General features: G+C 62.6%; 21 protein-coding genes. 6 read left to right on the top strand and 15 right to left on the bottom strand.

All coding sequences use genetic code 11. The features are described 5' to 3' along the window. Positions 1-11: 11 nt before the first annotated feature. Entirely contained in the window at positions 12-3,032 is a 3,021-nt protein-coding gene (locus tag GA829_RS09650; protein WP_258052245.1) for a caspase family protein, read from the top strand. Next, entirely contained in the window at positions 3,029-4,735 is a 1,707-nt protein-coding gene (gene amrB / locus GA829_RS09645) for an AmmeMemoRadiSam system protein B (protein ID WP_195178272.1), read from the top strand. The genes GA829_RS09650 and amrB overlap by 4 nt, the downstream gene beginning before the upstream one ends. A 155-nt stretch (positions 4,736-4,890) precedes the next feature. Here the strand turns inward: amrB and GA829_RS09640 are convergent, their stop codons facing one another. Continuing rightward, a complete protein-coding gene (locus tag GA829_RS09640; RefSeq protein ID WP_258052244.1) occupies positions 4,891-6,696 on the bottom strand; it encodes an MORN repeat-containing protein in 1,806 nt (601 codons plus the stop codon). On the opposite strand from GA829_RS09640, the gene GA829_RS09635 reads away from it, so the two are divergent. Next, on the top strand, positions 6,680-6,898 hold the full coding sequence (locus GA829_RS09635) for a hypothetical protein (protein ID WP_195179911.1): 219 nt from the start codon (positions 6,680-6,682) through the stop codon (positions 6,896-6,898). The genes GA829_RS09640 and GA829_RS09635 overlap by 17 nt on opposite strands. Here GA829_RS09635 and GA829_RS09630 read toward each other — a convergent pair. After that, positions 6,889-7,983, bottom strand: a complete 1,095-nt coding sequence (locus tag GA829_RS09630; protein WP_195178270.1) for a trypsin-like serine peptidase — start codon at positions 7,981-7,983, stop codon at positions 6,889-6,891. The two genes, GA829_RS09635 and GA829_RS09630, sit on opposite strands and share 10 nt — an antisense overlap. 346 nt (positions 7,984-8,329) lie before the next feature. On the opposite strand from GA829_RS09630, the gene GA829_RS09625 reads away from it, so the two are divergent. Beyond that, positions 8,330-9,427: a S1 family serine peptidase gene (locus GA829_RS09625; RefSeq protein ID WP_195178269.1), complete on the top strand. Its 1,098-nt coding sequence runs from the start codon at positions 8,330-8,332 to the stop codon at positions 9,425-9,427. Between the two features lie 113 nt (positions 9,428-9,540). Here GA829_RS09625 and mgrA read toward each other — a convergent pair whose 3' ends face one another. The 7 genes from mgrA to GA829_RS09590 all read right to left on the bottom strand — a co-directional run bounded on the left by mgrA (position 9,541) and on the right by GA829_RS09590 (position 16,918). After that, positions 9,541-10,587 carry an L-glyceraldehyde 3-phosphate reductase gene (gene mgrA / locus GA829_RS09620; RefSeq protein WP_195178268.1) on the bottom strand — a complete coding sequence of 349 codons (1,047 nt, stop codon included), beginning with the start codon at positions 10,585-10,587 and terminating at the stop codon, positions 9,541-9,543. 130 nt (positions 10,588-10,717) lie between these two features. Continuing rightward, complete coding sequence (locus GA829_RS09615) at positions 10,718-11,857, bottom strand: Gfo/Idh/MocA family protein (protein ID WP_195178267.1); 1,140 nt, start codon at positions 11,855-11,857, stop codon at positions 10,718-10,720. 11 nt (positions 11,858-11,868) lie between these two features. Further along, complete coding sequence (locus GA829_RS09610) at positions 11,869-12,615, bottom strand: sugar phosphate isomerase/epimerase family protein (protein ID WP_195178266.1); 747 nt, start codon at positions 12,613-12,615, stop codon at positions 11,869-11,871. A 53-nt stretch (positions 12,616-12,668) separates the two neighbouring features. Then, positions 12,669-13,763: an ABC transporter ATP-binding protein gene (locus GA829_RS09605; protein ID WP_374940415.1), complete on the bottom strand. Its 1,095-nt coding sequence runs from the start codon at positions 13,761-13,763 to the stop codon at positions 12,669-12,671. 5 nt (positions 13,764-13,768) lie between these two features. After that, positions 13,769-14,704: a carbohydrate ABC transporter permease gene (locus GA829_RS09600; protein WP_195178264.1), complete on the bottom strand. Its 936-nt coding sequence runs from the start codon at positions 14,702-14,704 to the stop codon at positions 13,769-13,771. Further along, positions 14,701-15,594 carry a carbohydrate ABC transporter permease gene (locus GA829_RS09595; RefSeq protein ID WP_195178263.1) on the bottom strand — a complete coding sequence of 298 codons (894 nt, stop codon included), beginning with the start codon at positions 15,592-15,594 and terminating at the stop codon, positions 14,701-14,703. Before GA829_RS09595 ends, GA829_RS09600 begins: the two co-directional genes overlap by 4 nt. Before the next feature lie 85 nt (positions 15,595-15,679). Continuing rightward, positions 15,680-16,918: an ABC transporter substrate-binding protein gene (locus GA829_RS09590; RefSeq protein ID WP_195178262.1), complete on the bottom strand. Its 1,239-nt coding sequence runs from the start codon at positions 16,916-16,918 to the stop codon at positions 15,680-15,682. 415 nt (positions 16,919-17,333) lie between these two features. On the opposite strand from GA829_RS09590, the gene GA829_RS09585 reads away from it, so the two are divergent. Continuing rightward, entirely contained in the window at positions 17,334-18,389 is a 1,056-nt protein-coding gene (locus GA829_RS09585) for a LacI family transcriptional regulator (RefSeq protein ID WP_195178261.1), read from the top strand. Here GA829_RS09585 and gndA read toward each other — a convergent pair. From gndA to GA829_RS09555, 6 genes are all read right to left on the bottom strand, one after another. After that, complete coding sequence (gene gndA / locus GA829_RS09580; protein ID WP_195178260.1) at positions 18,386-19,810, bottom strand: NADP-dependent phosphogluconate dehydrogenase; 1,425 nt, start codon at positions 19,808-19,810, stop codon at positions 18,386-18,388. The genes GA829_RS09585 and gndA overlap by 4 nt on opposite strands. A gap of 162 nt (positions 19,811-19,972) precedes the next feature. Next, on the bottom strand, positions 19,973-21,610 hold the full coding sequence (locus GA829_RS09575) for a copper resistance CopC/CopD family protein (protein WP_195178259.1): 1,638 nt from the start codon (positions 21,608-21,610) through the stop codon (positions 19,973-19,975). A gap of 115 nt (positions 21,611-21,725) precedes the next feature. Then, the gene (locus GA829_RS09570; protein ID WP_195178258.1) at positions 21,726-22,244 is read right to left on the bottom strand and encodes a YcnI family copper-binding membrane protein; all 519 of its coding nucleotides are present in this window, start codon (positions 22,242-22,244) and stop codon (positions 21,726-21,728) included. Between the two features lie 42 nt (positions 22,245-22,286). Further along, positions 22,287-22,829, bottom strand: a complete 543-nt coding sequence (locus tag GA829_RS09565; protein ID WP_195178257.1) for a copper chaperone PCu(A)C — start codon at positions 22,827-22,829, stop codon at positions 22,287-22,289. A 99-nt stretch (positions 22,830-22,928) separates the two neighbouring features. Continuing rightward, complete coding sequence (locus GA829_RS09560; protein ID WP_195179585.1) at positions 22,929-23,285, bottom strand: DUF2946 family protein; 357 nt, start codon at positions 23,283-23,285, stop codon at positions 22,929-22,931. Between the two features lie 117 nt (positions 23,286-23,402). Beyond that, entirely contained in the window at positions 23,403-24,305 is a 903-nt protein-coding gene (locus GA829_RS09555) for a GntR family transcriptional regulator (RefSeq protein WP_195178256.1), read from the bottom strand. A 230-nt stretch (positions 24,306-24,535) separates the two neighbouring features. Between GA829_RS09555 and GA829_RS09550 the strand changes: the two genes are divergently transcribed. After that, positions 24,536-26,041, top strand: a complete 1,506-nt coding sequence (locus tag GA829_RS09550; RefSeq protein WP_195178255.1) for a UxaA family hydrolase — start codon at positions 24,536-24,538, stop codon at positions 26,039-26,041. Positions 26,042-26,127 lie beyond the last annotated feature (86 nt).

Genomic DNA, 26,127 nt, shown 5'->3' with positions numbered 1-26,127 from the left:
GGAAACCCGCGATGAGCGTCCGCCTTATGCGTGCCTTGCGCTGGCTTGCCGTCGCCGGCGCCTTGGCAGCCACCTCATCCGTGCGCGCAGAAGAGGCGGCGGACTTCCATCTCGATCTCGACACCGGCGGCCACAGCGCACAGGTCACCGATCTCGCCTTCACGCCGGACGGCGAAGACCTCGTCTCCGCCTCCAGCGACAAGACGATCCGCATCTGGGACTGGCAAAGCGGCGTGACGCTGCGCACCATTCGCGGCTATCTTGGCAATGGCAGCGACGGCAAGATCTTCGCGGTCGCGGTCTCACCGGATGGCAAGACGATTGCTGCCGGCGGCTATTTCGGCGCCAGTCTCGGCGACAAGCCGCCTTACGGCGACATCAGGCTGTTCGATTTCGCCACCGGCAAGATCAAGGCAGTGCTCAAAGCCGCCGACTATGCGACCTATGACCTTGCCTTCTCGCCCGATGGCAAGACGCTTGCCGCGGGCGGTGCCGACGGTGTCATCTATCTCTGGAAATCCGACGACAAATCCGCTGCCGGCTGGACACTGGACAAGAAGCTCGACGCCGATTCCTGGCACATCGACAAGCTTGCCTTCGCCGCTTCGGGAACACGGCTGGCGGCGACGACCACCGACAACGGCATCCGGCTCTGGGACATCACGAAGGGCAAGGAGATCGCCTTGCCCGCGGAAGCCGAGCCGCTGCGCGACGTCAGCGTCATGGCGCTCGCCGTGTCCCAGGACGGCAGCCTGTTTGCGACCGGCAGCAAGGATGGCCAGGTCCAGCTCTGGCGTGCGGCGGACGGCACACTTGTACGCGCCATGCCAAGCCAGGACTTCCTCATCGGCTCGCTGACCTTCGCCAAGGGCGCACGGCTGATTGCATCCTGCGGCTATCGCTGCGCCGACAAGCATCGCTCGGTCATCTGGAACTCGGACACAGGCGCGCCAGTGCTCGACTATGCAGGGCATGACGGCACTGTCTATGCCAGCACCGCCAATGCCGATGGCTCACTGGTGGCGACCGCCGGCGGCACCCGCAATGCCATCCAGGTCTGGGATCCTGCGACGGGCGAACGCAAGGCCCTGCTACAAGGGAAAGGCGAGCCGGTAACCGCCGTTGGGCTCGACGCCGCCAAGGGCATCATCGCATGGGGCAATACCAACCCCTGCCCCGAGCGCGTATCTTGTCCGGAAGTGCAAGGCGGTCTGGCCAAGACACTGGCTTTGCCCAGCGTGGATCGCTTCTTCGACAACCCGCAAGCCGTGGCAGAGCCTGATACCTTCAGCCGCGCCAAGCTTGCCGACGGCCAGTGGTCGCTGCGCACAGCAGCCGGCGGCAAGGACGCGCTGGAAAATGCCGTGCTGGAGATCGCCAACGGCGGCAAGGTGGTGCGTGGTATCGAAAACGACGCCACCAACGGTTTTGTCCATTCCGCCTACACGCTGATCGACAATGGCCTTGGCCTGATCACCGGGGGTAATGACGGGACCCTGCTCGAATACAGGACAGCGACGGCGAAAGTGTCGGGCGAATTCACCGGCCACACCGGCGAGATCAACGCCATGGTTGCCTCGGAGAAGACCGGCCTGCTGGTCACCGGCAGCGCCGACCAGACATTGCGGCTGTGGAACCTGAAGACGCACGAACTGATCGTGTCGATGTTCTTTGCCGGCTCTGAATGGATCGCCTGGATGCCGCAGGGCTACTACTATTCGTCCGACGAAGGCGACAAGCTGATCGGCTGGCAGGTCAACCAGGGCCGCGACCATGAAGGCCGCTTCATCCGCGCCGGCCAGTTGAAGAAGTATCTCTGGAGCCCGGAAATGGTGCGCCGCGCCATCATCCTGCGCAGCGCCAAGCAGGCGGTCAAGGAAATGCGGCCGGGCGTCGACAACGAGTTGCAGAAACTTCTGCAGCGCAAGCCGCCGGAATTCAATCTCCGCCTCGCCGCCGATCAAAGCAATGTCCGCGAAGGCTACGTCGCGGTGGAGATCACCGGCGCCAAGGAAGCTGGCACCGACGTCGCCGGCTTCTCCATCCTGTCCAACAGCCGCAATGTCGGCGATGTCACCACGCGTTCGGTGGATGGCGGCGGCAGCACGATTGTCGAGGTGCCCGTCGAGAATGGCCAGAACACCATCCGCATCACCGGCATCAATGAATATGGCTACCTGACCGAGCGCAGCGTGGAAGCGCTGGCGAAAAAGACCGAGAAGGCCGAAAACAAGGGCAAGCTCTATGTCGCGGTCATCGGCGTCGACAAATATCCGTTCCTGACCGATGCCTGTTCGGGTCATGCCTGCGATCTGCGTTACCCCGTCGATGATGCGACCGAATTCCTCAAGGTGATTTCGGAAAAATCGGCGCCGCTGTTTTCGTCGATGGAATCACTGGTGCTGGTCAACCGCGAAGCGCTGGACGAAGCCCCCGACAAGGCCAAGCAGACCTACACGATCGCGAGTGCCGATGGCATCATGGAACCGGATTCGCATACGATCGACGGCCAGCTCGCCGATTTCCTCGACAAGCCGGGCGAGCATGACACGACCATCATCTTCGTGGCCGGCCACGGCATCAACATCGATGAGGATTACTATTTCATCCCGACAGACGGCCGCAAACAGGATGCCGAACGCTGGAAACGATCCTCGCTGGTCGACTGGAGCGATATCCAGAAATCGGTCGAGCGTGCCAAGGGCATGCGCTTCATGCTGCTCGACACCTGCCACGCCGCCAATGCCTTTAACCCGCGCCTGGAGAAAGACGCGCAGGACGCCCGCATCGTCGTCTTCTCGGCCACCGCCGCCAACAATACAGCCGCCGAATTGCCGGAACTCGGCCACGGCGTCTTCACCTATTCGATCCTCGAAGGCCTTCGCGGCCAGGCAAAGACCTCCGATGGCGGCGTGACGCTGTTTGGCCTTGCCGACTATATTTCGCGCGAGGTGGTGCGGCTGACGGCGGCCCGGCAAAAGCCGTTCTACTATGTCGGCGGCGTGGAGAATATCGTTCTGGCCGAGCCATGAGGGACGAACAGTTGGGCGCCGCCATTCGGCAACTGTTGGCTGTCATCCTGCTCGTCCTCCTGCCACTCCCCGCCTTCGCCACCCCTGTCGTCTGTCCGGCCGGCTCCGAGAACTTCCCGCCCTTCTATGACGATGCCCAGTTGTTCAAGGATGCCATCGCCAAGGTCGCCGATGTCGAGCCGTCCAACCAGCGGCTGACAGGCATCGTGGTGCCGCATCACCTTCTGGCCGCCGATCTTGTCGCGCTGGGGTTCCATGCCGCTTCCGGCTTCCGCTACAAGCGCATCATCATCCTGTCGCCGGACCACTTCCACAAGACGCACAAGCTCTATGCCACCGCGTTGCGCGGTTTCGACACGGTGCTCGGTCCGATCGCCGCCGACACGCAGGCTGTGCGCCTGCTTGAGAACAACACCGACATGGTCGAGGACTCCTGTCTGTTCGACAAGGAGCACGGCGTGCGCGCCATGCTGCCGTTCCTGCACCACTATTTCCCGGAGGCCAGGATCGTGCCGGTGGCGATGTCGGTGAAGGCCAAGCGCGGCGACTGGGACAGGCTGGCTGAGGCCCTGAAGCCGATCCTCGACGGCGACACGCTGATCGTCGAGTCCACCGATTTCTCGCACTATCTGCCGCAGCACGATTCCCGCCGGTTCGACCAGCAGTCGCTGAACATGCTGGCCGCCGGGTCACTCGACGGCATCGCGGGCCTTCGCCAGCCGGATCACGCCGATTCCGTTGGTGCGCTGTACATCCAGACGAAGCTGCAGCGGGAACTGTTCGGCGCCCAGCCGCTTGTGGTCGCCAATGAGAATTCGCAGGAACATACGACCGATTATGTCGATCGGACCACCAGCTATGTCGTGGCGCTGTTTGGTGCCTTCGGCCCCGGCTTCAACAGCCCGGCTCGGGCTGGGGACAAGGTCTACTATTTCGCTGGCGACGTGAATTTTGGCCGCGCCATGAAAAAGATCCTGCTGCGCGATGGCGTCGCGGATCGCATCACCGACAGCGTCTTGGCCTTGACCCGATCCCGGCCGCTCGTCGTCAATCTCGAAGGCGTCATCCTGCCCAATGTGCCGGAAGCGATCGACGACATGACGCTCGCCATGCCGCAAGGGCTGGCCGTCGACATGCTGAAGAAGCTTCATGTCGCCGGCGTCGGGCTCGCCAACAACCACGCCTTCGATCTGGGACCATCGGGCTATGCCGAGACTTTGCGCGCGCTGGACGAGGCCGGCATCCCGCATTTCGGCCAGGGAGAGACGCTGGCGCTGCCCGATCTCGACCTCGTCGGCCTGACCGATATCGACACCAACGGCTCGAAAAACACCGATCTGCTGACACCTGCTCTGCTTGACCGGCTGATGCACGAGAACGCCGAACGGCCGGTGGTCGCCTTCGTTCACTGGGGACGGGAGTACAAGACCGTGCCATCGCCGCGCGAGGTTGCGCTGGCCGACCAGATGCGACTGCGTGGCGTCTCGGCCATTGTTGGCGGCCATCCCCACGTGTCGAGCGAAGCGATCGTGCCGCTCGGCGGCGGCGATGTGGCCGAAGTCTATTCGCTTGGCAATTTCCTGTTCGACCAAAAAGCCGCGCGCTCGTCAGGCTCGATGCTGGAACTGCGCGTCTTTGCCCAGGGCACCGTCTTCGCCCGGCTCATTCCGTTGCCCAACTATTTCGAGATGGGACGGAAATGACCCCTACCCGACCAGGGTGTGTTGAGATTCAGGTCAGGCCGGGTCGAGAGCGATAGGTTCCGAGGCCCGGGGCGGAGCGGACTTTTGGGTCCGTGAGCACCGGAAGCGGAGGAGACCGCCATTCGCAAGCCAGCATCACCTGAATATCAATATGCCTAGCCGCAGCCGACCATATCGCGTGGCAGATAACACGCCGCCGGCTCGGTCTTGGTCTCGAACAGCGACTGCTTCGGCCGGAAATAAAAGAAGGTCACCGGCTTGCTCTCGCGCACGCTGCCATCGGCGAAATGCGCGGCGATGCTGAAGCTGTGGATCGACGACATCGACGACCACATTTTCAGCCGCGCCGTATAGGCGCTGACATTCTTGTTGCCGCGCATCGGCATGGCAATCGTGTAGTCGTGCTTGCCGATCGGGAATTCGATGTTCTGGTAGCGCATCGCTTCCGGCGTGCCGCCACCACCGTCACCACATTCGGCCATCGATTCCGGAGTTTCGAAAACCGCCATGGTCACGGAGGTGCGGAACGGCTCGCTCTGCTGATAGACATGGCCTTCGTCATCTGACCACGAATAGTCGAACTTGCCGATCGCATTCAGCGTCATCGCCTGCTGCATATTGCCGAGATAGTCGCCAACCTCGCCGAACTTGATCTTATTGGTGAGCTGGCTGCGGCAGACATTGAGACTGTCCACCGAAGGACAGGGAAACCGCCCGGTCTCGAGGCTGGCGGTGTCGACGCCGGCTTCCGTCAGCACGCTCTTGATCGACACGTCGACGCCTTCGCCGAAACCGCCAACGTCCTTGGTGAACATGCGGCTCGGCTCGCCGGTCGGATTTCCGTCTTCGTCGACCGACGTGAACTGGATCGACATCTTCATGTCCTTGGCGTCGCCCCAGCCATTGTTGATGATCGAGAAATCGGGGCGGAAGCCGACACAGCCGAAATGCTCCGATATCGACAGCATCGGCTTGCGGTAGGCATCGCTGGACGCCACCTTCATTTCCAGGCTGTCGAGCTTGACCCTGGATTGGTCAGTGGTTTTCAGGTCGACCTCGGCAAAGGCCGGCGTGTCCTCCCAGTCCCTTCTGCCATAGACATTGTTTGTCGTGATCTGCCCGGTGCCGTTCCAGCTGTCATTGTCTTCGTCGGCCAACGGGTAGATCGCGATGTCCTCGTCGCGCACCAGATGCTGGTACTGCATGTCGGATTGCTGCGTCATGCGCTGGTCGACGACGACGCCGATCTCGACCTTGCCGGCATCGCCGCCGCCGGTCTGCGCCTTGAGCAACCCGCTCACCCGCGCGTCGGCCAGCACATCGGGACGCGAACCGCCGATCTCGTTGCCCATCGCCCATTGCGATTCATAAATGGTGCCGCCGGCGAGCCGTCTGCTTCCCTTGCCGTCCTTCAGCCCATTCACGAATGAGCCGGCAAATATCTCTCCCGTCCTCGACAGCAACCGGCCTTTGCCATTCGGCACGCCGGCGACGAACTGCCCCTCGTAGCGGTTGCCCTCGGCATCGACATGAACGCCGCCGCCATTGAGTTCGCCAGCAAGCCACTGGCCTTCGAAAACCTCGCCCGAGCGCAGCTCCAGCCTGCCCTGGCCGTCCGGCCGGCCATTCCTGACATCGCCGAAATAGCTCGAATAGACGGTCTTGGGATCGTAGCTCGCCGAACCGCGCACGCGCCAGATGAGTCTGCCCTTGCCGTTGATGGTACCATCGGCGGCAATCGTCCGATCGGGCGACTGGCCCGCCGCCGGTTCCCAGACAAAGTCCAGGTTCTTCTCAGGTTGGGAATCCCAAACCCGCACCGTTCTGCGCAGCACGGAACGGGTCTCGCTCTGGTAGAGGACCTGCACCCGTTCAGCCCAGGCGCCGCCTGAGCGTGGTGCGTCAGGCCCGGCGAATGCCGGTGCCGACACCAGCACGGCCAGCATGGAAGCGGCCGCCATTGCCTTGATCCTGAAGATCGTCTTCGCCCGCGCCATTCTTCCCACCTTGTGGATCGCCCCAACCCCTTGGGTGACCAAGCGTAATCGGCGATGCCGGCTGGCGCAAGGGAAGCCGAACCAGAAGGCGGATCAAGAAAAAAGGCGGCGGGATTGTCCCGCCGCCTTTGATTTCACCGGTGAATGCCGCAACCGCTATTTATAGAGGCTGTTGATCCACTGGATGTTGGCGGCGTTTAGACGTACGGCGGTGTTCGCCTCCGGGCTTTCGGCCACGTTCACGCCGGTGATGATGCGCTGCTTGGAGTTGTTGTCATAGGCGTAGACCGAGCTGCCGCTCGACCCTGGGAACGTGTCGCAGTCATACTGGAAATATTCCGCGCCGATGTTCTCGGCCTTCACTTCGCAGCTTGCCTTCCACATCGTGCCCATCGGCTTGTCACCGGGGTAGCCAACGAGGTTGGCGGTGAAGTCGCCAAGATCGTCATAGTTGGCATAGCCCAGCCAGCCGAGGTTGGTGCCGACATCCTGCTTGAGCGTAATGATGCCGAGATCCCACGGGATGACCGAACCGTAGTAGCCCTGGTAGTTGTCGATGAAGCCCTGCAGCACATAAGCGCTTTCGTAGGTGAAGGCGCCGAACGGCGCGTCGTCGGCGGTGCTGCCGTTAAGGCCTGGCACGAACAGATAGTCCGAGAGCCAGTCCTTGTCCTCATGGCTGTAGAGGCAGTGCGCCGCGGTAAGCACGGTGCGCGGGCCGATCAGCGTTGCCGAGCAGCTGCCATAGCTGCCCGTCTTCGGTGACTTGGCCTCCAGATAACCGATCGCGCTGAATGGATAGGTCTTGGTGTTCTTGACCTGCTCGCGATCGTCCGTTCCAAACACCTGGCGGCCGGCTTCGCCTTCGCCAAGACCGGGGTCCTCGGTTTTCCGCTGAGCCCCTGCCGCCCCATCCGCCGGCGCATTCAGCTGCTTGAGAATCAGGTCTCTCAGCGCTTCGTTCGCCTCGATCTTGATTTCCTTGCCATCGGCGGAACGTCCAACGATGCCATAGGATTTGACAACTGTTGCCTCGTCGGTAAGCGGCGCGGCGCGGTTGTCTTCGTCAGTCAGTGTCGGCGGCGCGATTGGCTTAGCCCGCCCAGGCTTGAAGTCACCTGAAGTTACGTCCCGCATGCTTTCACCATTGCCGGCACTGGCGGAGCCAGGATCGGCGGCGAAAGCCGGAACAGTCCACAATGCGGTGGAAAGCAATGCGGATGCAATGAGTGCGTTTGTCAGTTTTGTCATGGTGAGACTCTCCCAAAAGTCAGCAAGGACTGGATCAAAATACAGAAATATTGTCGAGATCGTGGTGATGCCGAAAAATGAATTTGGTTACCGGCATCTGAACCTGATCATCGCCCCATGCGGACGGTCGAAGGCCCCCGCCAAAGACACCCGCTCGGACATACTGCCTAAACTAATACAACATTGGAATGACAAATCGCTTCCACGTAGCCCGTGGGGGGCTATAGGGTTTTGAACGGCTTCCGCACAGGAAAGCGATCCGCGAAGCGATGCCTGACGGGCAGGCGCGGTTTGCTGACCATATGCAGGCTGGCTTGTTCGGGAACGTGTCTCAGGAGGATTTCAGGTGCACATCATCCATCGGTTCAGGCCGGTCGCCGCGGCGTCGCTGCTCGGCATCGCGGCAGCCCTTGCGGCCGTAAACACCACCCAGGCGGACGAAGGCGCCGCCCGGCCGGAAGCGTCCGTGTCACCCATGGAGCGGGTAGCGGCGGCCAGGGCCAAAGCGCTTGCCGAAAACCCTGACAGCACCGACCGCGTCTATGGTGGCAATCAGGCAGAGAAGGGCGCCTATCCGTTCCAGGTGGCGCTGCTCACCACGAACAGGCTTGACCAGAGCCCGGCCTCGCAGGCGAACGCCCAGTTTTGCGGCGGCAGCCTGATCGCCCCGCAATGGGTGCTGACCGCGGCGCACTGCCTCAACGACAAGGGCCAGCCGATTTCACCCGACTCCGTCACCGTGCTGACGGGCGCCACCGACCTCAGCGAAGGCAAGCGTCACAAGGTGCTGCAGGTCATCGTCAACGAGGGCTACAGCGACCAGACGCTGGACAACGACCTTGGCCTGCTGAGGCTTGCCGAACCGGCCGATGCGCCGACCATCAAGCTCGCCCATGAGGCGACGCCCGATACCGGCAAGACCACCGTCACCGGCTGGGGCAAGATGCAGGATGGCACGTTTCCGACGACGCTGATGGTTGCCGATCTCGACCTGCAGCCCAACAAGGCCTGCAACAGCGGCATCAAGGCCATCTATGCACATGACCTTAAGGCAGCGCTGGGCGACCTGTCGCACCGCATGCGCTATTCGGAAAAGGGCATCGATGCCGCCGCCAATGCGATTGCCGCCGATATGACCGATCCGCTGACCAACAACATGATCTGCGCCGGCACCACCAGTGGCGTGCGCGACGCCTGCAACGGCGACAGCGGCGGCCCTCTGTTCATGACCGGCGCCGGCGGGCCGGTTCAGGTCGGCATCGTCAGCTGGGGCGAAGGCCCGGCCGACGGCAGCGCCGCCTGCGGCCATAAGGACGCCTACGGCATCTACACCCGGCTGGCCAACTACACCGGCTGGATCGAGACCAAGATGAAGACGCCGGCGCCAGCACCCGACAAGCCGAAGGCAGGACTGGGCACGGCGCAGAAGCCGGCCACGCCCTGACATCCGACGAAGGCCTGACACCTGGCGAAAGCCCAGAAACCTGGTGAAGGCGGGCACAAAAACGGCGGGAGCATCTCCCGCCGTTTTCATTTGCCGGCTATTCCGATGGCCGATTACTTGCGAGCCGGCCCATTGCGTTCCGCCGAAGCCGCCCACAGATTGATGTCGGACTCGCGCGCGTAGGTGTCGATCTCGGCGAGTTCGGCATCGCTGAACTCGAGTGCTTTCAGCGCTCCGACGCAATCCTCGACCTGTTCAGGCCGGCTGGCGCCGATCAGGGCCGAAGTCACCCTGCCCTTGCGCAGCACCCAGGCCAGCGCCATCTGCGCCAGCGTCTGGCCACGGCGCCCAGCGATCGCGTTGAGCGCTTCGATGTTGGCGATCGCGTTGTCGTTGATGAAGGCCGTCTTCAACGACTTGCCCTGCGAGGCACGGCTGCCTTGCGGAATGCCGCCGAGATATTTGTTGGTCAGCATGCCTTGCGCCAGCGGCGAGAACACGATGGAACCGACGCCAAGCCCTTCCAGCGTGTCGAGCAGGCCATCTTCCTCGACCCAGCGGTTCAGCATCGAGTAGCTCGGCTGGTGAATGACGCAGGGCGTGCCGAGCTGCTTCAGGATGTCGGCGGCTTCGCGCGTGCGCTGCGAATTGTAAGACGAGATGCCGGCATATTGCGCCCGGCCCGAACGCACGGCGTGATCGAGCGCGCCCATCGTCTCTTCCAGCGGCGTGTCGGGATCGAAGCGGTGCGAATAGAAGATGTCGACATAGTCGAGACCCATGCGCTTCAGGCTCTGGTCGAGGCTGGCCAGCATGTATTTGCGCCCGCCCCATTCGCCGTAGGGTCCGGCCCACATCTCGTACCCCGCCTTGGTCGAGATGATCAGCTCATCGCGGTAGCCGGCGAAATCGGTGCGCAGGATTTCGCCGAAGGCGGTCTCCGCCGAGCCGGGCGGCGGGCCGTAATTGTTGGCGAGGTCGAAATGCGTGATGCCGAGATCGAAGGCCTTGCGGGCGATCGCCTGCTTGGTCTTGTGCGGCGTGTCATCGCCGAAATTGTGCCAGAGCCCAAGCGAGATCGCCGGCAGTTTCAGGCCGGATCGACCGCAGCGGTTGTAGATCATCTTCTCGTAGCGGTTTTCGGCGGGAATGTAGGGCATTGGGGATTTCCTCAAATTGAAACGAGCCAGGCACCGCCAAACGCGATGAGTCGGCTCTGCCCCTCACCCTTAACCTCTCCCCGCCGAAACGGGGAGAGGGAGTAGACAACGTTGGTGTCGGGGCGCCGCCCTATTTCTTCGCCAGAAGCTCTTTCGCTTCCTTGACGCCAAGTGCAGCGGGACGCTCGCACGTGGTCTGCATGGCGACGAACTTGCCGCTCTCTCCCGACCGCAACAATCCGGTCATCACATCCACGGCATGCAGCGCCAGCTCCATCGAGCAGCGGTGTGGCCGCCCCTCGACAATTGCCAGGGCCATGTCGGCGAGGCCGGCGGTACGGTAATTGGCCATCATGCCTTGTCCGTGCATCTCGTTGGGCACGCTGAACGGGTGAGGCCACTTCGGCAGTTTCTTGACCGGCTTGGCCGCCTCGGTGAAGCGTACTTCGCCGCCGAAGAAATTGGGATCCGGCACGAACACGGTGCCTTCCTCGCCATAGAGCTCCATCGGCGCGTGGCCATGGCCCCAGACGTCCCAGCTGGTGTTGAGCGTCACCACGGCGCCATTCTCGAACTCCATCACACCGTGGATAGTGGTCGGCGTGTTCACAGGGATTTTTTCGCCCGCGCGCGGCTTGGACGAGATCGTCCGCTCCTTGGCCGGGGTCGTGGCGAAAGCCGCCACCTGTTTCACCGGTCCGATCAACTGGATCAGGTTGGTGATGTAGTAAGGCCCGATGTCGAGCACCGGTCCTGCGCCCGGCTGGAAGAAGAAGTCAGGATTGGGATGCCAGTGCTCCATGCCATGGCTCATCACATGGCAAGTGCCGCTGGTGATCCGGCCGAGCTTGCCGGTGTCGATCAGGTTGCGGACAAGCTGGTGCGCACCACCCAGGAACGTGTCGGGCGCCGACCCGACGCGCAGGCCTTTTTTCTCGGCCCGCTTCTTCAGATCGAGCCCTTCCTTGACGGACAGCACGAACGGCTTTTCCGAATAGACGTGCTTGCCAGCATCGAGCACCTGCTTCGACACGTCGAAATGCACCGCCGGAATGGTGAGGTTGACGATGATGTCTATGTCGTCAGCCCGTAGCAGCCCCTCGACTGTCTCGGCGCGCAGCTTGAATTCCTTTGCCCGCGCCCTCGCCGCATCCATGTTGATATCGGCACAGGCGCGCATTTCGATGCCGCGAAACAGCGGCGCCAGCGAAAAATACGCCTTTGAAATATTGCCGCAGCCGATAACGCCGACCCCGAGTTTCTTTGCCATGATCGTTGCTCCTAGTAGGTCTTGGCGGCCGCGATCGAGCGGCGCGCGAAACGCTCGATGTCGTTTGGATTGTCCTGCTCCATGATGAAATATTTGGCAGGGCTGTTGGCGCGCAGCGCCTTGATCAGGCCCGCCCAGTCGATGATGCCGTGGCCGACATCCGACCAGCCATCCTCATCCAGCCCCTCGCCGGGCTTGGCCATGTCCTTGACATGGACAGCCAGGATGCGCCTGCCATGCTTTTCGATCCAGGGCAGCGGGTCGGCGCCGCCGCGCACCACCCAGGCAACGTCCATCTCCCAGCCGATGTCGGGCGCCGACGACAGGATGTGATCCTGCGGCAGCGTGCCATCGGCGAGTGCCTTGAACTCGAAATCATGATTGTGCCAGGCAAAGCCGTAGCCGGCCTTCTTCGCGGCTTCGCCAACCTTGGCCAGCCGCGCGCCGAAGCCTTTCCAGCCGGCCGCATCGGACGGCCTGGCCTCGGCGACCAGATAGGGGCAGACCAAAAGCTTGATGCCGAGCGTTTCGGCGATTTTGCGCACGCCGTCGAAGTCATTTTCGAGCGCGTCGATGGAGAAATGCCCGGTCGGCATGGCAAGGCCATTCTTGTCGAGCTCGGCGCGAAAAGCCTTCGGGTCGTCATAGACGCCGCCATAGCCTTCAACCTCCTTGTAGCCGAGCTTGCCGAGCGTGTTGAGCACGCCGTCCCAGGGCAGGAAATTGCGGGCGCTGTAGAGTTGGAATGACCAGTTCATCGTCTCTGTCCGTTTTGCTTGGGGATGGATGGTTCTTGGGAGTTCTAGGGAAGTTAAAGGCGGCTGCCGGTTGCGATATCGAACAGCGAGGCGCGCATCGGATCGAAGCCGACCGTCACCGCCTCATCATTCTTGGGTGTGCGTTCGGAGGTGACCCGGACGCTGAACCTTTGTTGGGCGAACTTCAGCCAGACCAATGTGTCGGAGCCCATCGGCTCGACCACCTCGACATTGGCGGTTGTCGAAAACGGCCAGCCCGTGCCGCTGTTCAAACTCACATGCTCGGGCCTGATGCCGAACACGACAGGCCCTGGTGACGGCTGCCCGTCGAAATCATAGTTGCTAAGAGGAATCTTGAGGCCACTGGCCGCGAAGTGCCAGCCGCCATTCTCGTTGACCAACTGCCCCTCGAGAAAATTCATCGCCGGCGAGCCGAGGAAGCCGGCTACGAAGCGGTTGACCGGCCGGTTGTAGATGGTCTGCGGCGCATCGAGTTGCTGGATTACCCCGCCCTTCATCACCGCGATGCGGTCGGCCAGCGTCATCGCCTCGATCTGGTCGTGGGTGACATAAATCATGGTGTTCTGCAGCTTGCGATGCAGCAGCTTGATCTCGACACGCAATTCGGCGCGCAGCTTGGCGTCGAGATTGGACAGCGGTTCGTCGAACAGGAACACGTCGACATCGCGCACCAGCGCCCGTCCGATCGCCACGCGCTGACGCTGGCCGCCCGAAAGCGCTGCCGGCTTGCGTTGCAGCAAGGGCTCGATCTGCAGGATTTCAGCGGCACGCGCGATGCGCTTGGCGATCTCGTCCTTCGGCGTGCCGGCAACGCGCAGCCCGAAGGACAGGTTCTTCTCCACCGTCATCTGCGGATAGAGCGCATAGGACTGGAACACCATGCCGATGCCACGGTCCTTCGGTTCTTCCCAAGTGACGTTCTTGCCCTTGATGAAGATGCGGCCTTCCGAGACGTCGAGCAGGCCGGCAATGCAGTTGAGCAAGGTTGACTTGCCGCAGCCGGAGGGGCCGAGCAGCACGATGAACTCGCCTTCGGCGACATCGAGATTGAGCGTCTGCAGCACCGAGACCGCGCCGAAATTCAGCGACAGCTCCTGGATTGAAACGCTGGTGCCGTTCATTGTCATCGCGGTCATCCCTTCACCGCGCCGGCGGCGATGCCACGCACGAACAGTTTTCCGGAAACGAAATAGACGATCAGCGGCACCAGGCCGGTGATCAGCGTCGCGGCCATGTTGACGTTGTATTCCTTCACGCCCTGCACCGAATTGACGATGTTGTTGAGCTGCACCGTCATCGGATAGGTGTCGGGCTTGGTGTAGATGACGCCGAACAGGAAGTCGTTCCAGATGCCGGTCACCTGCAGGATGATGGCGACGACGAAGATCGGCAGCGACATCGGCAGCATGATGCGGAAATAGATGCCCCAGAAGCCGGCGCCATCGACACGCGCCGCGCGGAACAGCTCCTCCGGCATTGACGAAAAATAATTGCGGAACAACAGCGTCAGGATCGGCATGCCGAAGATCGAATGCACGAGGATCAGGCCCCAGATGGTGCCGTAGAGGCCGATCTCGCGCAGGATGATGACGATCGGATAGATCATCACCTGGTAGGGGATGAAGGCACCGACGATCAGGATGGTGAAGAACAGGTCGGCGCCCTTGAAGCGCCAGTTGGCCAGCGCATAGCCATTGACCGAAGCGATGGCGATCGACAGCAGCACCGACGGCACGGTGATCCGCACCGAGTTCCAGAAGCCGCGCGACAGCCCGTCGCAATTGAGGCCGGTGCAGGCGGTCGACCACGCCTTGACCCATGGCTCGAAGGTGATCTCCAGCGGCGGCGAGAAGATGTTGCCGAGCCGGATTTCAGGCATGCCTTTGAGCGAGGTGACGACCATCACATAGAGCGGCAGGAGATAGTAGGCCGCCACGACGAACAGGGTGCCATAGAGAAAGATATTGCGGCGCGAAAACACGTGGCGCGGCTTCGGGCCATGGGGCCCGGTGATCTCAGTTCGCGAGGCGCCGGCAACCGTTGGGCCCGGGACGGCAATGTTGCTCATTTGCGCCTCCCGAATTCCAGATACGCCCATGGCACAATGGCGATGATCACCGACAGAAGCATCATGGTGGAAGCGGCAAAGCCCTGGCCGAGGTTCTGGGCGTGGAACATGTATTCGTAGACATATTTCGCTGGCACTTCCGACGAGATGCCGGGGCCGCCGCTGGTCTGGGCGACGACCAGGTCATAGACCTTGACGATGCTGGCGGCGATGATCACCAGCGTCGTGATCAGCACCGGCCGCATCATCGGAATGATGATGAACAAATAGGTTTGCCAGGTCGGGATCCCGTCCACCCGCGCCGCCTTCCAGATGTCTTCGTCGATGCCGCGCAGACCGGCCAGCATCAGGCACATGACGAGGCCTGTTCCTTGCCAGAGGGCCGCGATCAGGATGCCGTAGATGACGATGGTGGAATCATAGAGCGGGTCGAAGGCGAAGTCGGTCCAGCCGAGCGAGCGCACCACGTGCTGGACGCCGAAATTCGGGTTGAGGATCCATTGCCAGACCAGCCCGGTGACGATGAAGGACAGCGCGAACGGATAGAGGAAGATCGTGCGGAACGTGTCCTCGAAGCGGATTTTCTGATCGAGCAATGCCGCCAGCAGAAAGCCGATGAGCAGCGAGAACACGAGCATGCAGGCGCCATAGATGGCCAGGTTCTCGACCGCCACCAGCCAGCGCGGCGTCGCCCACAGCCGATAATACTGGTCAAGGCCGACGAAATTCAGCCGCGGCAGCAGTCTGGAATCGGTGAAGGAATAGACGACCGTCCAGACGGTGCCGCCGAGGAAGATGACCAATGCGTTGAGGATCATCGGGATCGACGCAATCTTGGCGTTGAGATTGCGAAACAAACGGCTTGGCCGCCTGGATGCCTGTTCGTTCATGGAATGCGCCTCGCTGGACAGGATCGCGTTGCGGCTTGCCTCCGGCCCCGTGTCGGGAGCCGGAGGATCGGAGCGACAAAGACCGTCAATCGGCCTTCGAGACGATGTCGGCGAAGCGCTTCTGCGCATCCTCGGGCGTCATCGTCGGCGTCGCGAAGAACTCGGCGAACAGGTCGTTGACCTGGGTCAGCGAATCCTCGGTCATCAGCTGGTTGGTGTCGGGAATGGTGTTGCCCTTGGCCAGGATGTCGAGGCCCTTCTTCATGCAGTCATTGGCGGCGTTGAGATCGACATCGCCGCGCACCGGCAGCGAGCCTTTCTTCAGGTTGAAAGCAACCTGCGTCGCCGGTGAAAGCATGGTCGAGGCCAGCACTTCCTGCGCCTTCGCCTTGTCCGCGTCCTTGAGCAGCGGGAAGTAGAAGGAATCGCCACCGGTCTGGATGACGGCATTGACGCCGAGACCCGGCAGGCAGGTGTAATCCTTGCCGGCGGTCTGCCCGGCGACCTGGAATTCACCCTGTGCCCAGTCGCCCATGATCTGGCCACCGGCCTGGCCGGTGATGACCAGATTGGTCGCCTGGTTCCAGTCCTGTACCTTGGACTTCACCTGCATCTTGCGCGCGTCGTCGGCGGCCTTGAACACCTTGGCCACTTCCGGTCCGCCGGCAACCTTGGCGTCCTTGTCGCCATAGACCTTCTTGTAGATGTCCGGACCGCCGATCGCCACCATCAGCACCTGGAAGGCGCCGGAGGTCTGCCAGGCCTGCTGGCCGACGGCGAGCGGGATTTTGCCGGCCTTTTCCAGCGCGGGCGCGGCAGCGACAAATTCATCCCAGTTCTTCGGCACCGGTACGCCCGCGTCGGCGAATGCCTTGTTGGACAGCCATAGCCACTGCCAGGAGTGAATGTTGACCGGGATGCAATAGACCTTGCCGTCGACCGTGCACTCATTGAGCAGGCTGGCGGGGCGGATGACATCCTTCCAATGTTCCTTCGTGGCAAGGTCGGTCAGGTCGCGCATCAGGCCGGCCTTCACCAGTTCCTCGGCTTGGCGGCCGTGGTTGAACTGGGTGGCGCCCATCGGGTCGCCGCCGGTGATGCGGCTGATCATGATCGGCCGCGCGGTGTCGCCGGAGCCGGCAATGGCGCCGTCGACCCAGTGATTGCCGGTGGCGTCGAAAGCCTTGGCGAATTCGGCGACCGCCGCTGCCTCGCCGCCGGAGGTCCACCAATGGGTGACTTCCAGATCCGTCGCCGCCGCCGGACCGGCAAACTGCAGCGCCGCCGTCGCCGCCAATGCGGCAGTCATCAGTTTGTATCGCATTTCGGTTCCTCCCAGAATCTGAAACGTTACAGATTTTCGATACGGCAATTGTTCAAACGGCGCAACCCCTCGGTTATTGGCCGTCCTATATTTTTTCGGCGCCCGAATAAATTCACCCGAATGATTATGCCTTGCTGCACCGCAACAGACATAGTTGCGCTGCAAAATGATGTGGAGATGCATAAAAGTCGGCAAAAGGCTCATCCGGAACTCATCCCCTCTGATTCTTCAGCATTTTTCTGTTAGGCGCAGGCGGCCCCTTAGGAGCAGTCCGATATGAGCCTTTCACGGCGACAGTGACAATCTGTAACGTTTCAGTATACTGGAGCCTCGCTGAGCGAGGAAACGCACCGCGGCGTGATCCGGCGATTGCCGGCCTGCCTCGCGACTGCTATGCGCCTGACGGGCGGGACGAATGGACAGACAGCGTACAGACCGAGACGACGAGGCTACGGCGAAAGGCAGGCCGACGCTGAAGACGCTCGCCTTCATGACCGGGCTGGGGGTAACCACCGTGTCGCGCGCATTGAAGGACGCGCCCGAGATCGGCGCCGAGACCCGGCGCCGCGTGCAGCTGGTAGCCAAGCAGATCGGCTATCGCCCGAACCGCGCCGGCGTGCGTTTGCGCACCGGCCGGACCAACGTCATCAGCCTTGTGCTGAACACCGATCGCGAGATCATGAGTTTCGTCTCGGACATCATCTATGGTGTCTCCGAAGTGCTCGCAGAAACGCCCTATCACCTGATCGTCACGCCTTACTCCGGCTCACAGGATCCGCTCGAGCCGATACGCTATCTGGTCGAGACCGGCTCCGCCGACGGCGTGATCATCTCGCGCACCCAGCCAAACGACCCGCGTGCCCGCTACATGCTGGAACACGGCATGCCGTTTGCCACGCATGGCCGCACCGACATGGGTCTGGTCCACCCCTATCATGACTTCGACAATCACACCTTCGCTATGGAGGCCGTGCGCCGGCTGGCCAGCCTGGGACGCCGCAGGCTGGCATTGCTGACGCCACCGCCGGGACTGACCTATTACGGCCATACGCTGAATGGCTTTGCCGATGCGTTAAGCGAGGTCGGCGCCAGCGAGGTTCCGTTCAACACCGTCTCGATCGACCACACGATCGAGCAGATCAGGAGCCGGACCGCGCAGTTGATGCGCCGCGACACCGGGCCGGACGGCTTCGTCAGCAGCGGCGCCGCCGCGACGCTGGCCATCGTCGCTGGCATCGAGGATGCCGGCCTCAAGCTCGGCCGCGATGTCGATGTCGTGTCAAAACAGTCGTCGGACCTGCTGCACCTGTTCCGGCCGGAATTGCTGGTCGTCAACGAGAACTTCCGGCTGGCGGGCTCTGAACTCGCCCGCGCCGTGCTCGGCTGGATCGGCGGTGCGGCGCCCGGCTCCTTGCAGAGCCTCAGCGCCGCCAGCGATGTTCTGGCAGTCCGCCAGCCAGTATCATCCTAGCCAGCAGCGCCGCTGCCCCATGGGCCATGGAACGCGCCCGGCCCATCGATGCGCTCAAAACCATGCGCACCGAAGAAGTCACGCTGCGCCTGGATCAGGTTCGAGGTGCCACGGCCCTGGCGATAGCTGTCGAAATAGGCCAGCGCCGACGACAACGCCGGCACCGGCGCGCCGGCTTCCGATGCCCTTGCCACGACGCGGCGCAGCGACGGATGCGCCTCCTGCATCATGGCGATGAAGGCAGGCGCCATCAAAAGATTGGTGGAAGCGCTGCCCTTGCCAAAAGCCTCGGCCATGGTGTCGAGCATCTGCGAGCGGATGATGCAGCCCGCCCGCCAGATCTTGGCGATGGTGGGCATCGGCAGGTTCCAGTTGAACTCCTTGGAGGCACCGCTCATCACCGCGAAACCCTGCGCGTAAGCCGCGATCTTGCCGGCGAACAGCGCCAGTTCGAGGTCCTTGAGCAGAGCGGCCTTGTCGCCGGAAATCCTGGTGACCCCGCCGCCATAGGCTTTCTCGGCGGCCAGCCGCTCGTCCTTGATCGACGACAGCACGCGCGCCGCCACCGCCGCCTCGATCGCGGTCGCCGGAATGCCAAGCTGCTGCGCCTCGATGACCGACCATTTGCCGGTGCCTTTCTGGCCGGCGCGGTCGACGATGATGTCGACCACCGGCTTGCCGGTCTTCGGGTCATCGGCGGCCAGCACCTTGGCGGTGATCTCGATCAGGTAGGAGTTGAGCCGGCCCTTGTTCCAGTCGGCAAACACCGTGCCGATCTCTTTGGGCCCCATGCCGAGCCCGTCGCGCAAAATGCCGTAGATTTCGCCGATCATCTGCATGTCGGCATATTCGATGCCATTGTGGATGGTCTTGACGAAATGGCCGGCGCCATCGGTTCCAAGCCAGGCCGCGCAAGGCTCGTCCTTGAACTTGGCGGATATCGCGGTCAGCACCTTTTCGACGCGCTTCCAGGAATCCTCGGTACCGCCGACCATGATGGACGGACCATGACGGGCGCCCTCTTCACCGCCTGAGACACCCATGCCGATGAAGGTGAGGCCCGAGCCGGAAAGCTCGGAGAAGCGCCGCATCGTGTCGCGGAAATTGGCGTTGCCCGCGTCAATGACAATGTCGTTGGCCGAAAGCACGCCGCGAAGGGCGGCAATCTGCTCGTCCACCGGCTTGCCGGCCAGCACCATGATGATGATCGGGCGCGGCGGGCGGATGGCGGCCGCGAGTTCTTCAAGGCTGTAGCACGGCACCACCATATCTTTCAGCGTACCGGCATTCTCGACGAAGGCGTCGGTGCGTGCCCTGGTTCGGTTGAAGACGGCGATACGGTGCCCGTGCTCGGCGATGTTCAGCGCCAGGTTGGAGCCCATCGTGCCAAGGCCAATCAGGCCAATCTCGGCTTTTTCCATCGTTTCTTCCCTGCCTTCGGATTTGTCGGTTCGAACCCGCGATCGCGGCGATGCCAATTCTTTCGATGATGATTGACGGGCCTTCAAGGCCGCGTCAACCGCCTCGCCTATTTGTGTTGCCACAAGACATCGTCGCCGCTCCTCAAGCGGCGATATAGTGGATCAAGGCCTGATGTCGATCGGCGCCTCGATCTTCACCATCTCGAAATCCGAGACAAGAATGTCGATCCGCACCGTCCATCTGCCCGGAATCGGAATGACAAGGTTGTCGACGCGCCAGCTTCCGTCACCAGGCTTGGTCGCCGCGCGCTTCAACGGCTCGATGCCCGAATCCGGTTTTGACAGCACCAGCGTCACTTCCTTGGCGTCGAGCGCGCCGAAATCGCCACTCATGATGATCATCGAGGCGGCGACTGGCCCGGCATGGCCAGGCGTGATGCTGAGATCGGCCATCGCCTGCAACGCATGGATGTGGACCGAGGCTGGCTGCGCCGCCGCGATTGCCAACGCTCGTGGCGGCGGCGTGAAACGCCAGCCCGCGGCCACGCCGAAGATAGCCAGCACGATCAATATCTCGACGCCGATCGAACGGCTGAGCCGCTGTCGCACCTCCGTCACCCCCGTCTCGGCCATCGCTGTCAGTTTCCAGCGGTTGATGGCAGCGAGCGTGAACAGGAAGACCAGCAGCCCCAGCTTGATCAGCAGCAGGCGGCCATAGGCGGTGTCGACAAGCGCAGAGAGTGTTTGCACCTGAACGACCCCGAGCACGATGCCTGCAGCGGCAAGCACGGCCACGACGGGCAGGATCATTCTTGAAAACCGCCGCAGGAAAGCCGCGGCCTCCACCGATTGACTTCTCATCGCCAGGCCGAGCGGCACCAATGCGCCAGCCCAGAAGGCGATGCCCGCGCCATGCAGGAACACCATCGGCCGCGTCAGCCATTGCGGCTCGGCGGCACTGGCGTGTCCGCTGGCGGCCAGCGCCGCGCCGACACCCAGAAGCCCGGCGAGAGCGAGCGGCCTGGCCGTCACTCGCGGCCCGACCAGCGACAGCAGGCCGAGGCCCAGCGCGACCAGGGCGATCAGCACCGTCCAGCCGAAACTGGTGCCGAGACCTGTCCGCCAGATGACCGGTTGCACCAGACGGGCGAATGGCGCGCCCAGTGCATCAAGCCCCTGGAAGCCGAGCGACAAGGGTGCGGCAACCAGCCCGCACAGAATCGCGACCGTGACAAAACGCTGTCCGGCGCGGGCGCCCTGCGCCAGCCAGGCCAGCGCGAAGGCGCCGCCGATGCCAAGGAAAAGGCCGATGTAGAGAAAAACCTTGCCGGTCCAGACCGCCGACCGCAGCCCCCAGTCGACAGCCTCGGAGATCGCCGGCGGCTCGGTGGGCGCACCGACGGAAAACAGGATCGAGCCGCCGACCGGATGACCGTCCGTGGAAATCACGCGCCAGCTCAGAACATGCGTGCCAGGCTTGAGCGTTTGCGGATTGTCGATTTCAACCGACTGGTAGCTGAGACGGAAGGAGGTCAGCGGCACCGGCGTGCCGTCGGGTTTCACCAGGGTCAGCACCAGCGGTGACACCGGCTCGCTGAAGGTGATGATGAATTGCGCCGGGCTTTGCGCCAGCAGTGCACCATCGGCCGGCTCGGTCTTGATCAGCGCGGCATGGGCGAAGGCCGGATTGGGTGCCGCCATGACCAGCAGCAGCATGACCATTGCCAGCAGTCCGCCGGCAATGCGGCAGGCCACCTTGCCGCTCAAGTCGACCGTCCGCAGTGAGATTATCGCGTTCATGTCATTGCCATGCAAATCAATGGGCCATGCAAATCAATGGGCCATGCAAATCACGGCCATGCAAATCAGCGGCGCGCCGTCGCCCAAAATGGAACCGGGCGCGCCGCTGGAACAGCTATTTCTTGGGCAGGAGCTTGATGCCAGGCGCCGGATTCTCCAGCGCATCCTCATCTTGCCCGGCGGCGGGGATCTCGATCCAGCGATCGGCGGCGCCATCGCATTCCTGCACAACCGGGAAATAGAGCTTCTGGCCGACAGGAAGGCCCTCGGTCAGCATCACGCGGAAGACGAACTCGTCGTAGAATTCGTCGGGCAGGCTGCCGCCGCTCCAGTCCACTTCCTTGACGCCATCGGTCACCGCCTGGCCATAGAGCTGGTAGGACTTGTCGTACTTGCCCTTCTTGGTCTGCAGCGTCCAGCCCGCCTTCGGCATCGGCTTGACCGCGATCACCCCTTCCGGGATCTGCACACGCACGGCAGTCGTTGCCTTGCCGTCACAGCCATGCGGCACACGCAGGACCGCTTTGTAGTTGGCTCCGACCGGTGCTTCCTGCGTTTCGAGTGTGATGTGTGCGAAAGCGGAGCTGGTCCCGAGAACGAGAAGCACGGCTGCCGGCAAAAGATACTTGTTCATAATAGTCCCTCTGATTTTCAAAATTTTGTGGAGTTGGTCAAATCACTCGGCATGGTCCATGCTGCCCATCTCGCCCATCCCTTCGACGGCGAAATCGACGCTGACCGTGCCGGCCTTTTCGAAGGTCAGCGTGGCGGAGAATTTCTCACCTTGCTTCGGCTGCTGCTTCAGGCCGATGAACATCAGATGATAGCCGCCCGGCGCCAGCGCGACCTTGCCGCCGGCCGGAATCTCCAGACCGTCGCTGACTGGCCGCATGGTCATGACACCATCCTTGACCCCCATCTCATGCAGCTCGGCCTTCTCGGAAATGTCGGAAGAAATCGACACCAACCGGTCCGCCGTGCTGCCTTTGTTGGTGATGGTGAAATAGCCGCCGGCCACTTTGGCGCCGGCAGGTGTCGCGCGGGACCAAGGATGGCCGATCTCGAGATCGCCGACCTTGAACTCGTGCGCCAGCGCAGCCTGGCCGCCGGCGAACAACAGGGCGAGAGCGAACAAGATGATGCCGAGCCGCTGTTCGAAAGCGTGCCGAAAGCGGCTGAACGCAGGCGCACGCGCGGCGGTGCGGATAGAGTGAGACATGGTTGCTCCATGAATTGATGATCGCGCCGTTAAGCGGCCGCGAACGATTTTGATCTTTTGACGGGTGCGCCGGCGAAAGGTTCCGCCGGACGAACGGACTCAGGCCGCCAGTGGCGGCGCGCGCGGGTTCGATGGCGAGCGTTCACGCGCGAAATCAAGGTGCGTGACAGCCGGAAAAACAAAGGCCACCGTCTCGAAAGAAAGCGTGCCCAGCGCCAGGCCGGCATCAGGCGGCGGTGCATAGGCTGGCGAAAACATGCTGCAGCCAAGCACGCAGCATGAAGGCAGATGCGACGGCGGCGGATTGCCCCCGGGCAGCTGGGTCGCCCCTTCCCGGGTGCAGATGACATTGCCGAAGGCGTCGAGCTGTGAAGGGTTCGGCGCCATGCCGGCGGCGAAGGTGGCGAGGACGGACTGGAGTAATAGCAGATAGGCCGCGGCGAACGCGACCGGTATGCTCCATCGTCTCCTCTTGGCGCTCAAAGCCTTGCCTCTTCGCAGCAACGAAACATCCCTAGCACGAGGCCGGCAACGGGAAAATCGCCAATTCAAGGCTGCGGCAACGCGGCGCTGTCAGGATCTTGGCGGCTGCCGGCTCTCTGGAATGGAGGTCAGCAAAGTATGCCGTGCCGACTTCAGGTGCTTGCGGCAGGCGGCATCGACCTTGCCGAGATCGCGCGATTTGAGCGCCGCGATGTAAGCGAGATGCTCGCCGACCGCCACTTCGTTGCGCTCGCGTTCCTGCGCCTTGTTCCACTGATAGTGGTAGTGGAAGATCATGGCGATGACATCGTAGAAATCGACGATGAAACGGTTGTGCGATGCGCGATGGATCAGCCGGTGGAAGCGCTCGTCCAGCTCCGAGAACTCGTTGAAGCGGGCAGCGATCTCTCCCGCCAGCAGGCGATGCTCGTCTTCTAGACGGTCAAGATCAGCCCAGACCGGACTTTCCGGCGGCAGGGCGGCAAAGGCCGCCGCCGAGCGCAATTCGAACATCTCGCGGATTTCGGTCAGCTCCAGCGCGAAGGCGCGGGTGAAGCCTTTCAGCACCCAGTGACTGTTGCGGCGCTTCTCGATCAGGCCGAAGCGCGAAAAGCGGATCAGGAATTCGCGCACGCTGGTGGTGCCGACACCGATCTCGCGTGCCAGTTCGAGCTCGTTGATCTGCATCCCGGCCTCGGCGCCGCTGGCAAGCAGCCGACGCATGAAAGAGCGCTCGATGATCTGTGCCAGCGTGTCGGTCTCTTCCTCGGGGAAGAAATCATCAGGACGCGGCTCGCGCAGCACCGTCTTGGCGCGCTTGTTCCAGGCAATCAGCCCGGTCTCTTCCATGCGCGCCAGGATGGTGCGCACGGTCGTGCGGCTGACGCCCAGCAACGTGCCAAGTTCCGGCTCCGACGGCAGGCTGCGCGTTTCGTCGAGCAGCCGAAGGCATCTGTTGTAGGCGTCCTTGTAGACGTTGTTGCTCTTCGACATCCCCAGACCCGTTGCACACCGGCGCTTGCAGCTGCCGGCTTGAAGCGCAATATGACGTTCCCATGACCGTGAAAAGCGGAATCGCCTTTTGGAACACTCGAAGGCATGCGGAACTCTCAGCGAAAAAACAATTGACGCAAAACTGTTTTTTCACGATAAAAGACATTAACTCTTAACAGCCGCGTGTCAATCCGCCCGCACCTCCCAGGATCACACCCAGGAAACCGCCCGTGAACGTCTCAAACAGCATTCTTCTGTCCCCCGCCGACAATGTCGCGGTCGCCAATGGCCGCATCGAGATCGGCACAACCCTTCCAGGCGGCGCGGTTGCCGCCGCGCTGATCGAGCCCGGCCACAAGGTCGCGATCAAGCCGATCCCGGCGGGCGAAGCCGTGGTGAAATACGCGCAGGCGATCGGCCGCGCCACCCAGGACATCGCGCCTGGCGAGCATGTCCATTCGCACAACCTGGTTTTCGAATCCGGCCGCTTGCCGGTGGTGCCGCCGAGCGAGGCCGAGCACGCGACCGAAGCCGACCGTGCACGCACCTTCATGGGCTACCGCCGCGCCGACGGACGCGCCGGCACGCGCAACTTCATCGGCATCCTCGCCAGCGTCAACTGCTCGGCCACTGTCTGCCATTCCATAGCCGACACCGCCAACCGGACCTTGCTGCCGAAATATCCCGGCATCGACGGCTTCGTGCCCATCGTCCATGGCCAAGGCTGCGGCATGAGCGGCACCGGTGACGGCATGATGGTGCTGCACCGCACCCTGGCCGGCTATGCCCGCCATCCCAATTTCGGCGGCGTGCTGATGGTCGGCTTGGGCTGCGAGGTCAACCAGCTCACGCTCTATGGCCAGAAAGGCGTTGCCGCCGGCAAGCGCCATTTCAACATCCAGGATGCCGGCGGTTCGCGCAAATCGGTCGAGAAGGCGATGCTTGTCCTGGCCGAGATCGCGGAAGAAGTCGGCCACCTGAAGCGGGAGCCGATCCCGGTCAGCGAGATCGTCGTTGGCCTGCAATGCGGCGGCTCGGATGGCATGTCGGGCATCACCGCCAATCCGGCGCTGGGCGCGGCTGTCGATATCCTGGCCGGCGTCGGCGGCATCGGCATCCTGTCCGAGACCACCGAAATCTACGGTGCCGAGCATCTGCTTGCCTATCGCGCGGCGTCGCCTGAGATCGCCAAGAAGCTCGACGGCTACGTCAAGTGGTGGGAAGAGCATGTCGCCAAGCATGGCGCCTCTATCGACAACAATCCGTCGCCCGGCAACAAGCGCGGCGGTCTCACCACCATCCTGGAAAAGTCGCTGGGCGCGGTGGCCAAGGGTGGCCAGACGCCGCTCAATGGCGTCTTCGGCTATGCCGAGAAGGTCACCGGCAGCGGGCTGGTGTTCATGGACACGCCCGGTTACGACCCGGTGTCAGCCACGGGCCAGGTGGCGGGCGGCGCCAACGTCATCGTCTTCACCACCGGGCGCGGTTCCTGCTTCGGCTGCAGGCCGACGCCATCGATCAAGGTTGCCACCAATTCGACCATGTACCACCAGATGGAAGAGGACATGGACGTAAACTGCGGCGTCATCGCCTCGGGCGAGAAGACCATTGCCGGCATGGGCCGCGAAATCTTCGAACTGATTGTCGAGACAGCCTCCGGCCGCAAGACCAAGAGCGAAGATTTTGGCTACGGCGACAACGAGTTCGTGCCCTGGCACCTCGGCGCGACGCTCTGATCCAGGTCACCGCACTCCGGGCTCGGGCTCCGGGGCGCAACGAAAGCCAGCAATAGAAATCCAAAGCGCGCCTTGCGACTCTTCGG

It is taken from the genome of Mesorhizobium sp. INR15 (assembly GCF_015500075.1).
Classification (GTDB): Bacteria; Pseudomonadota; Alphaproteobacteria; order Rhizobiales; family Rhizobiaceae; genus Mesorhizobium.
This window is presented reverse-complemented; position numbering and strand designations above follow the sequence as displayed.

Excerpts from the sequence above, each read along its gene's own strand:
- GA829_RS09600 (WP_195178264.1), bottom strand. The coding sequence starts at position 14,704 with ATGAGCAACATTGCCGTCCCGGGCCCAACGGTTGCCGGCGCCTCGCGA.
- GA829_RS09570 (WP_195178258.1), bottom strand. The coding sequence starts at position 22,244 with ATGAACAAGTATCTTTTGCCGGCAGCCGTGCTTCTCGTTCTCGGGACC.
- GA829_RS09630 (WP_195178270.1), bottom strand. The coding sequence starts at position 7,983 with ATGACAAAACTGACAAACGCACTCATTGCATCCGCATTGCTTTCCACC.
- GA829_RS09610 (WP_195178266.1), bottom strand. The coding sequence starts at position 12,615 with ATGAACTGGTCATTCCAACTCTACAGCGCCCGCAATTTCCTGCCCTGG.
- GA829_RS09565 (WP_195178257.1), bottom strand. The coding sequence starts at position 22,829 with ATGTCTCACTCTATCCGCACCGCCGCGCGTGCGCCTGCGTTCAGCCGC.
- GA829_RS09605 (WP_374940415.1), bottom strand. The coding sequence starts at position 13,763 with ATGACAATGAACGGCACCAGCGTTTCAATCCAGGAGCTGTCGCTGAAT.
- GA829_RS09585 (WP_195178261.1), top strand. The coding sequence starts at position 17,334 with ATGGACAGACAGCGTACAGACCGAGACGACGAGGCTACGGCGAAAGGC.
- GA829_RS09595 (WP_195178263.1), bottom strand. The coding sequence starts at position 15,594 with ATGAACGAACAGGCATCCAGGCGGCCAAGCCGTTTGTTTCGCAATCTC.
- GA829_RS09650 (WP_258052245.1), top strand. The coding sequence starts at position 12 with ATGAGCGTCCGCCTTATGCGTGCCTTGCGCTGGCTTGCCGTCGCCGGC.
- GA829_RS09615 (WP_195178267.1), bottom strand. The coding sequence starts at position 11,857 with ATGGCAAAGAAACTCGGGGTCGGCGTTATCGGCTGCGGCAATATTTCA.
- GA829_RS09555 (WP_195178256.1), bottom strand. The coding sequence starts at position 24,305 with ATGTCGAAGAGCAACAACGTCTACAAGGACGCCTACAACAGATGCCTT.
- gndA (WP_195178260.1), bottom strand. The coding sequence starts at position 19,810 with ATGGAAAAAGCCGAGATTGGCCTGATTGGCCTTGGCACGATGGGCTCC.
- GA829_RS09575 (WP_195178259.1), bottom strand. The coding sequence starts at position 21,610 with ATGAACGCGATAATCTCACTGCGGACGGTCGACTTGAGCGGCAAGGTG.
- GA829_RS09635 (WP_195179911.1), top strand. The coding sequence starts at position 6,680 with ATGGAAGCGGCCGCCATTGCCTTGATCCTGAAGATCGTCTTCGCCCGC.
- amrB (WP_195178272.1), top strand. The coding sequence starts at position 3,029 with ATGAGGGACGAACAGTTGGGCGCCGCCATTCGGCAACTGTTGGCTGTC.
- GA829_RS09640 (WP_258052244.1), bottom strand. The coding sequence starts at position 6,696 with ATGGCGGCCGCTTCCATGCTGGCCGTGCTGGTGTCGGCACCGGCATTC.
- GA829_RS09590 (WP_195178262.1), bottom strand. The coding sequence starts at position 16,918 with ATGCGATACAAACTGATGACTGCCGCATTGGCGGCGACGGCGGCGCTG.
- mgrA (WP_195178268.1), bottom strand. The coding sequence starts at position 10,587 with ATGCCCTACATTCCCGCCGAAAACCGCTACGAGAAGATGATCTACAAC.